General features: G+C 49.7%; 8 protein-coding genes. 2 read left to right on the top strand and 6 right to left on the bottom strand.

The genetic code is table 11. The annotated features are described in order from the left end of the window. On the top strand, positions 1-254 hold a 254-nt coding region (locus tag BN102_RS11065), incomplete at its 5' end, for a hypothetical protein (RefSeq protein WP_218957798.1). Between the two features lie 17 nt (positions 255-271). On the opposite strand, the gene galK is transcribed toward BN102_RS11065, so the two are convergent. The 6 genes from galK to BN102_RS06495 all read right to left on the bottom strand — a co-directional run bounded on the left by galK (position 272) and on the right by BN102_RS06495 (position 7,127). Continuing rightward, positions 272-1,426, bottom strand: a complete 1,155-nt coding sequence (gene galK / locus BN102_RS06520) for a galactokinase (RefSeq protein ID WP_019208309.1) — start codon at positions 1,424-1,426, stop codon at positions 272-274. A 41-nt stretch (positions 1,427-1,467) separates the two neighbouring features. Further along, complete coding sequence (locus BN102_RS06515; protein WP_019208308.1) at positions 1,468-2,793, bottom strand: MFS transporter; 1,326 nt, start codon at positions 2,791-2,793, stop codon at positions 1,468-1,470. A 33-nt stretch (positions 2,794-2,826) separates the two neighbouring features. Continuing rightward, positions 2,827-3,924 carry an aldose epimerase family protein gene (locus BN102_RS06510; protein WP_019208307.1) on the bottom strand — a complete coding sequence of 366 codons (1,098 nt, stop codon included), beginning with the start codon at positions 3,922-3,924 and terminating at the stop codon, positions 2,827-2,829. Between the two features lie 93 nt (positions 3,925-4,017). Then, entirely contained in the window at positions 4,018-5,310 is a 1,293-nt protein-coding gene (locus BN102_RS06505) for a bifunctional folylpolyglutamate synthase/dihydrofolate synthase (RefSeq protein WP_019208306.1), read from the bottom strand. 3 nt (positions 5,311-5,313) lie between these two features. Then, positions 5,314-6,483, bottom strand: a complete 1,170-nt coding sequence (gene dnaJ, locus BN102_RS06500; protein WP_019208305.1) for a molecular chaperone DnaJ — start codon at positions 6,481-6,483, stop codon at positions 5,314-5,316. 11 nt (positions 6,484-6,494) lie between these two features. Further along, on the bottom strand, positions 6,495-7,127 hold the full coding sequence (locus BN102_RS06495) for a nucleotide exchange factor GrpE (RefSeq protein WP_019208304.1): 633 nt from the start codon (positions 7,125-7,127) through the stop codon (positions 6,495-6,497). 171 nt (positions 7,128-7,298) lie between these two features. On the opposite strand from BN102_RS06495, the gene BN102_RS06490 reads away from it, so the two are divergent. Further along, entirely contained in the window at positions 7,299-8,915 is a 1,617-nt protein-coding gene (locus BN102_RS06490; RefSeq protein WP_036787557.1) for an ABC-F family ATP-binding cassette domain-containing protein, read from the top strand. The last annotated feature ends 113 nt before the right edge of the window (positions 8,916-9,028 follow it).

Raw genomic sequence — 9,028 nt, 5'->3', positions numbered from 1 at the left:
AGCGAGTCGTATCGTCGGCAGGCGGCCTTCTTTGTCCGCGCAGCGAGTCGTATCGTCGGCAGGCGGCCTTCTTTGTCCGCGCAGCGAATCGTATCGTCGGCAGGCGGCCTTCTTTGTCCGCGCAGCGAATCGTATCGTCGGCAGGCGGCTTTCTTTGTCCGCGCAGCGAGTCGCATCCGAGGCGCGAGGACCGCCACCAGACATGCGAAAAAGAGGGCATGCCGTTTTCCGACATCCCCTCTTTCGATCAGTAATTATAATGGAAAATTTACTAAATCAGCTTACGGGAACCGTCGCTGATTACCACATCGTATACCTTCGGACTGCGTCCGAATTTTGCTTTGTATCTTTCTTTGGCCGTCGTGATGAACGTTTCGTAGAGTTCGTTCTTGACCAGGTTGATCGTACAGCCTCCGAATCCACCTCCCATGACTCTCGATCCCGTCACGCCGCAGTCGAAGGCCACGTCGTTCAGGAAATCGAGCTCTTCGCAGCTTACTTCGTAGAGTTTGCTCAGTCCGTAGTGGGTCTCGTACATCTTGGTGCCTACCGTCTCGTAATCGCCTTTTTCCAAGGCGTCGCAGACGTCGAGCACGCGTTGGATCTCTTCGATCACGTACTTGGCTCGTTTGAAATCTTCTTCGCTGACTTCGGTTTTCGCCTCCTCGAGCATTTCCATCGTACAGTCGCGCAGGTATTCGACGTGCGGGTGTTTTTTCTGCACGGCGGCGACTGCGCTTTCGCAACTCTGTCGGCGTTTGTTATAAGCCGAAGAAGCCAGCTCGTGTTTGACCATCGTGTCGACGAGCACCAAACGATAGCCTTCCGGGCGGAAGGGGAAGTACTGATATTCCAACGAACGGCAATCCAGACGGATCAGACTGTCGGCCTTGCCGAACACGGAGGCGAACTGGTCCATGATACCGCAGTTCACGCCCACGTAATGGTGTTCGGTGGCCTGTCCGATTTTGGCCAATTCGAACTGATCGATTTTACCCTCTCCGAAGAGTTCGTTCAGGGCGAAAGCGTACGTGCTTTCCAATGCCGCCGACGAAGACATGCCCGCTCCCAGGGGCACGTCGCCGGCAAAAGCCGTGTTGAACCCTTTTATCTCCACGCCTCGCCGGATCATTTCGCGGCACACGCCGAAAATGTATTTCGCCCAGCTCGCCTTGGGGGCGTCGTCTTCGTTCAGGCCGAATTCTACATAATCTTTCAGGTCGATGGAGTATGCGCAGACTTTATCTTTGCCGTTCGGCTTGATTTCGGCCATGATACCCTTATCTACCGCACCCGGGAATACGAATCCGCCGTTATAGTCGGTGTGTTCGCCGATCAGATTGATGCGGCCGGGCGATGCGTATACGGATCCCGTCGTACCGTCGAAGTGCTTGATGAAGCGGCTTCTTACAAAATCTATGTCCATGGTGATTTGATGTATTAATGGGGTTTATACTGGATGAATGACTAATCGATCTTGATGCCCGGATTCACGTTCTTGCTACCGATGGCTGCATAGAACAGCATGTAAAGCAGGCCGAGCAGGATGACCGTGTAGCTCACCATGTAGGTGGAAGCATCGGCGATGGCGTTTTGAATCAACGGCAATACGCCGCCGCCCACTACCAGCATCATGAAGATGCCCGAGGCCGCTTCGGTGTACTTGCCCAGGCCTTCTACCGCCAGGTTGAAGATGGAACCCCACATGATCGACGTGCAGAGACCGCAGAGTACCAGAAGCAAGGCCGCCAGGGGAACCTGAACCATCTCGAACGTCGAACCGGTGAATACCGGCATCGATACCCTCGAGTCTACCGACGAGCACATGGCGGTCAGCACCAGCCCGACACCGATGGCGGTAGCGGCGATCATCAAGTGCTTGCTCGAGATCTTGCCGCCCAACAGGCTGCCGAAAACGAAACGGCCGCACAGCATCAGGAACCAGTAAGTGCCCGCCACGAACCCGCCGATGGTAGCTGCGGTGGAGGGATCCAAACCGGCACCCTTGCCGGTGGTATCCGAGAGGAAGAAGTTCAACGTGCCCGGAATACCTACCTCGACGCCTACGTATACGAAGATGGCGATGGCGCCCAGTACGAAGTGGCGGAAATGCCAGGGACTCGATTCGTATACCGTGTGAGAAGTTTTCTGCTGAGGATCTGTAATCGGGACGAACAGCAGGATCAGGAACGAGAGGGCGAATACCGCCATGGCGATGTACAGGACTGGGTTGACGTCGGTGATGGCTGTATCTTTCGTAACCGTGCCGATCAGCGCACCTACGAACATCGGCGTCAGCGTGCCGGCTAACGAGTTGAATGTACCGCCGAACTGTATGTATTGGTTACCGCGCTTCCCGCCGCCGCCGAGCAGGTTCAGCATCGGGTTGGTAACCGTATTCAGCATGCAGACGCTGAAACCGCACACGAACGCACCGAACAGGTAAACGAAAAAGTTGGAAGGAAGCGAACCGATCGTAGCGCCCACGCCCACGATGCCCGACAAATACTGAATGAAGACCCCGATGAAGCCTACGGCGATGGCTATGAGCGCCGTCTTCTTATAACCTACCTTGGTTAACAGTTTGCCGGCGGGGATACCCATAAACGCGTAGGCGAGGAAGTTCATCATATTGCCCATCATACCCCACGTGCTGGAACCTTCGATGCCTGGTTGGCTTTTCCAAATAACTCCGATAGGAGCGGCTAAGTTGGTAACGAATGCGATCATACCAAAGAGGAATATCATCGTGATGATCGCGATCATATTTCCGTTTTTCTGTTCTTGTGACATAATTTTTAAGTTTAAATTGTTTTAGATTTTAATTTATTTCTCTATGCTGAATTTGTAAATCGTCGTCTGCCTGTATTCCTCTCCCGGATTCAATACGCACGAGGGGAAGTGCCCCTTGTTCGGGGTGTCGGGGAAGCGCTGCGCCTCGAAGCAGATGGCGCTCCGTCGTGGGAAGGTCGCTCCGTGATATCCCTCGAAACCGTTGTGCCAGTTGGAGGTGTAGACTTGAACGCCGGGCTCGGTGGTGTAGACTTCCATGCATCGCCCGCTGCGAGGCTCCACGCATTTGGCTGCCAAAGTCAGGGAACCGGCCTCGCGCTTGTTCAATACGTAACAATGGTCATAGCCCGCCCCGAATGCGAGCTGCGGGAAGCGGTCGTCGATGCGGCAACCGACCGTATGCGGCGTGCGAAAGTCGAAAGGCGTGCCTTCCACCTTGGCCACTTCGCCGGAGGGGATGGACGTTTCGTCGATGGGCAAGTAGTAATCCGCATGAATGGTGACGAGGTTTTCGTCGACGGTTGCCGTAGGATCGGCCAAGCCGGAAAGGCTGTAGAACCCGTGATGTGTCAGGTTGAGGATCGTTTTTTTATCGGTCGTCGCGGCGTATTGGATGATGAATTCGTCGTCGTCGCTCAATCGGTACGTCACACGAATGTCTACTCGTCCCGGAAAACCTTCTTCTCCGTCGGCCGAAACGTAATGAAGCTTCAGGGTCTGATCGTCGCTTTGTACCGCATCCCACACCCGGGTATGAAAACCGGTCGGCCCGCCGTGAAGGTGATTCGGCCCGTTGTTGACGGCTACCTGATATTCCTTTTCATCCAAGAGGAAGCGGCCTTTTCCGATGCGGTTGGCGTAGCGCCCGATTAAGGTACTGAGGAAAGGTTCGCGACTGCGGATGACATGTTCGATGGAATCGTGGCCTTGCATGATGTTGGCGAATCGACCGTCCCTGTCCGGCATCATGAGGGCTGCGACCGCCCCGCCGTAGTTCGTGACCGCCAGTTCGGCGCCGTCTTTCTTGTTCTTCAGGATGAAAAGATCCGTTTGCTTTCCCTGAATCGTCTTCTGGAAATCAGCTCTTTTTAAATCACACAGAAACCCATGGGAATTGGATGTGTTTATCATGTTATCGAAATCTTTTGAATGGTGAGTATCATTTTCAGTGCAAATAAAAAGATTTAAATCGGTTTCCCCAAACTTTTCGGAAATAAAGTATCGTTATAAAAGGTGATTTTTTAATAAATCCGCTACGACGAAACAGCTCCCGCCGACGTAGATGAAGTCGTCGTCGGTCGCTTCGTCTTTTGCAGCTTTCACCGCCGACGCGACATCCGGATACGTATCGCCTTTCAGTCCGGCTTCGACGGCCGCTGCCTTCAATCGGCGTTCGGGAAGAGCCCGCTGGATGTCGGCGCGCGTGAAGTAATAGACGGCTTCTTGGGGGAGTAGCGACAGGATGTCGTCGATATCCTTATCGTTGACCATTCCGATGACGATACGCAAGGTTTTATAGCGCTGTTCTTTCAGCTGTTTCGTGATGTACTCGAAACCTCCGGCGTTATGGCCGGCGTCGCAGATCATCGTGGGGCGATCTCCCAGTTTCTGCCATCGGCCCATCAAGCCTGTCATTTCTGTAACATGGGCGAAGCCCGTCCTTACGTCCCGTTCTCCTATGCGGGTATAACCGATCTCTTTTAATTTTCGAAGAACGGATAGGAGCGTATTGGTGTTTCGGAGTTGATAAAGTCCGCCCAATTCCCCTCGCAGGTCGGGATAGTCGGCGGTCTGGTAGATTTGGTAGCCGCTTTCATCGATCGAGGCGCTTTTCAATAGCTGTTCTTCTTCGGCAAAGGTGAGAGGAGCGCTCACTTCTCGAGCCTTGCTCATAAATACGGGTTTTGTCTCGCTATTCGTTTCGCCGACGACTGCGGGAGTATTCTTTTTGATGATACCTGCTTTTTCGCTGGCGATCTTCACCAAGGTGTCGCCCAGGAATTGCATGTGGTCGAAGCTGATGTTGGTAATGACGGACAGGTCGGGGTGGATGATGTTCGTACAGTCTAACCGTCCGCCCATTCCGACTTCGATGACGGCGACTTCCACCTTTTGCTCGGAAAAATATTTGAAGGCCATGGCTGTCGTCAATTCGAAGAAGGAAGGATGTAAAGGTGTGAAAAAGGAACGATGGGTCGTGACGAAATCCGTGACGAACTCCTCAGATACGGGGATTCCGTTCACCCGAATCCTTTCGCGGAAATCGATGAGATGCGGAGAGGTGTATAGACCTGTCTGATAACCTGCCGACTGAAGAATGGCCGCAAGGGTATGCGCGCAGGACCCTTTTCCGTTCGTCCCTGCCACATGAATGGTGTGGAAGTGGCGATGCGGGTGTCCGAAATACTCGTCCAAAGCTTGTGTGTTGACTAAACCTTCTTTGTAGGCATCCTTGCCGATGTGCTGAAACAGGGGAACGCTATTGAAAAGGTAGTCGATCGCTTCTTCGTAGCTCATGGATTACTTGTTAAAGAAGTTCTTGAATCTGCTGAACAGTTTGTTCTTGATCGTTGCATTCGGCTTGAAGTTTTCTGAATCTTGCAACGTTTCTATCAGGTTCTTCTCTTCCTTATTCAATGTTTCCGGGATGTATACGCTGATGTTCACCAATAAGTCTCCGATACCGGTATTGGCTCCGTAACTGTTAATGCCGGGAAGTCCTTTCCCTTTCAGACGGAGGACCCTGCCCGGCTGTGTGCCGGGTTCGATCTTTACTTTCACCTTTCCGTCGATCGTCGGAATTTCCACCGTCCCGCCTAAGGTTGCTGTCGGAAAGCTCAGCAACAGATTATAGATCAAATCGTCTTGGTCGCGAATCAAGTCCGGGTGCGATTCTTCCTCGATCACTACCAGCAAATCGCCTGCGACGCCGTTGTGTTTGGCGGCATTGCCCTTTCCGCCAATGGTGACTTGCATGCCTTCGGCCACGCCGGCGGGGATTTTGACGTCGACCACCTCTTCTCCGTAAACGATTCCCTCGCCGCCGCAAGTTTTGCACTTGTTTTTAATGATCTTTCCTTCTCCTCCGCATTGCGGACAAACGGTTTGTGTCTGAATCGTTCCGAAAAGACTTTGTTGGGTACGGGTGACGCTTCCCATTCCATGACAGGTAGGGCACGTTTCCGTCCCGCTCGAACCTTCCGCACCGCTCCCGTGACAATGGTTACAGGTTACGTATTTCTTGAGTTTGAATTTCTTCTGGCTTCCGGTGGAGATTTCTTTCAAATTCAGTTTAACCTTCACGCGTAAGTCGGATCCGCGAAACCGACGTTGCGATGCTCCGGAACGACTGCCTCCGAAGCCAAAACCTCCGAAAGCCGTATGCCCGCCGAATATATCGCCGAACATAGAGAAGATATCGTCCATCGACATGCCTTCTCCGCCGAAGCCACCGAAACCTGCGCCGTTCAGACCTTCATGGCCGAACTGATCGTACCGCTGGCGTTTTTCCTGATTGCTTAAAACTTCATAAGCTTCGGCGGCTTCTTTAAATCTTTCTTCCGCTTCTTTGTCGCCCGGATTCTTATCCGGGTGATATTGGATTGCTTTTTTGCGATAGGCTTTCTTTATCTCATCGGAGGTAGCATTTTTATCTACGCCGAGTATTTCGTAATAGTCTCTCTTTGCCATGAAAATATGGTTTATTGTCCGACGGCAACTTTGGCATGCCGGATAACTTTGTCATTCAATGTATAGCCTGTCTGGACGCAATCCAGAATTTTCCCCTTCTGGTTTTCCGACGGAGCAGGAATCATGGCAATAGCTTCATAGAAATCCGTATTGAATGCTTTCCCTGCCGTCTCTATCTTCTTTACTCCTTGCTGTTCGAGAATCTTTAAGAATTTGTTATAGATCAATTCGACGCCCTCGTAAGCGGGTTTTAACTCTTCTGTTTTCTGCATGTGATCGAGTGCCCTCTCTATATCGTCGATAACGGGCAGTATGGCCTTAATCATATTTTCGCTTCCGTTCAGCATTAGCTCTGTTTTCTCTTTTAGGGTGCGCTTGCGATAGTTATCGAATTCTGCCGACAGGCGCAAGTATTTGTCTCGTTGTTCCTCAATTGTCTGCTTGGCTTCTTCCAGCTCTTTATTCAGATTGTCGCCGGTTTCTCCATCGTTTTTTTTCTTTTCTCGTTCTTCAGCCTCCACCTTTTCTTGGTTATTTTCCGTTTCGGTATCGGAATTAGCTTCGATTTCTTCTTCCGGGGTCTTTTCTATTTCTTCGGAATCCATATCGGTATATTTCCATTTGTTTTTTCTGTGCTTACTCATAACTGTTACGCTTTTGTTTCGTTAATTACTGAGAGACGCTGCAAATAACATGCCTTGCCTCTTAAGATATGTGCAAAGATAGAGAAAATATGTCATAGTGTCACGATTTTCTCAAATAAAATGCCTACCTTTGTGCCCTCAACTTAATATAGTAAAATAAGGTATTAGCTAATGATTACAGTTTCAAATTTATCTGTTCAATTCGGAAAACGAGTTTTGTATAAAGATGTCAATTTAAAGTTCACAAACGGTAACATATATGGAGTTATCGGCGCCAATGGAGCGGGTAAGTCCACTTTCTTGAAAGCTGTTTCCGGAGAATTGGAGCCTACCAAAGGTTCCGTCACGCTTGGCCCGGGAGAACGGCTTTCCGTATTGAATCAGGATCACTTCAAATGGGATAAATTCTCTGTTCTCCATACCGTGTTGATGGGACATACCGTCTTGTGGGAGATCATGAAACAACGGGATGCTTTGTATGCAAAAGCTGACTTTACGGATGAAGATGGAATAAAGGTTGCACAGTTGGAGGAGAAATTTGCAGAGTTGGACGGTTATGATGCTGAAAGTGATGCCGCTTCCTTATTGAGTAGTTTGGGCATTAAGGAAGATAAGCACAACAGGATAATGTCTGAATTGAGCGGCAAGGAGAAGGTTCGTGTCATGTTGGCCCAAGCCTTGTTTGGGAATCCGGACAACTTGTTGTTGGACGAACCTACCAATGATTTGGACTTGGATACTGTTACTTGGCTGGAAAATTATCTGGCTGATTTTGAGCATACGGTATTGGTCGTCAGTCATGACCGTCATTTTCTGGATGCCATTTCTACCCATACGGTGGATATCGATTATGGAAAGGTGAATCTGTTTGCAGGTAATTACAGTTTCTGGTATGAGTCCAGTCAGTTGGCCCTTCGCCAGATGCAGAATCAGAAAGCGAAAGCTGAAGAAAAAAGAAAAGAATTGGAAGAATTTATCCGACGGTTCAGTGCGAATGTGGCAAAGAGCAAGCAAACTACGAGCCGTAAAAAAATGTTGGAGAAACTGAACATAGAAGAAATACGTCCCTCTTCCCGCCGCTATCCCGGCATCATCTTTACCATGGAGCGTGAACCGGGAAATCAGATCCTTGAAGTATCCGGTCTGCGGGCCGTTTCGGAAGACGGGAAAGTGCTCTTCAACGATGTGAACTTTACGGTAGAAAAAGGGGATAAGATCGTATTCCTAAGTCATGATCCGAGAGCTATGACTGCTTTGTTTGAAATAATCAACGGTAATCGTAAACCCGATGCGGGCAAGTTCAATTGGGGGATTACCATTACTACAGCATATTTGCCTTTGGATAATACCCGCTTCTTTGAAAGCGATATGAACTTGATAGAGTGGTTGAATCAGTTCAGTTCAGAGAATGAAGTTCAAATGAAAGCTTATTTGGGAAGAATGCTATTTTCCGGCGAAGAAGTTCTGAAGAAAGTAAATGTTCTTTCGGGAGGAGAGAAAATGCGTTGCATGATTGCTAAGATGCAATTGAAGAATGCCAATTGTTTGATTTTGGATACTCCGACCAACCATCTGGACTTGGAATCTATCCAAGCATTCAACAATAACTTGAAACAGTTCAAAGGAAATGTGCTTTTTGCTTCGCATGATCATGAGTTTATCGAAACGGTTTCGAACCGTATAATAGAGTTGACTCCCCATGGTAGTCTCGACAAGCTTATGGAATATGATGAATACATTTCTTCCTCTCAGATAAGCGAGATGAAGTCTCGGCTGTACGAGGCGTGATACGGGTTGGTGTGATAGGGGCTATCGGAGTGTTGATATAGAAGATGCAGTAGCTCGCCCCTATTTATTCATATATAGATGAATAAGAGTTAGTTATCTATTTTATAAATACC

Source organism: Phocaeicola abscessus CCUG 55929, from assembly GCF_000312445.1.
GTDB classification, from domain to species: Bacteria; Bacteroidota; Bacteroidia; order Bacteroidales; family Bacteroidaceae; genus Phocaeicola; species Phocaeicola abscessus.
This window is presented reverse-complemented; position numbering and strand designations above follow the sequence as displayed.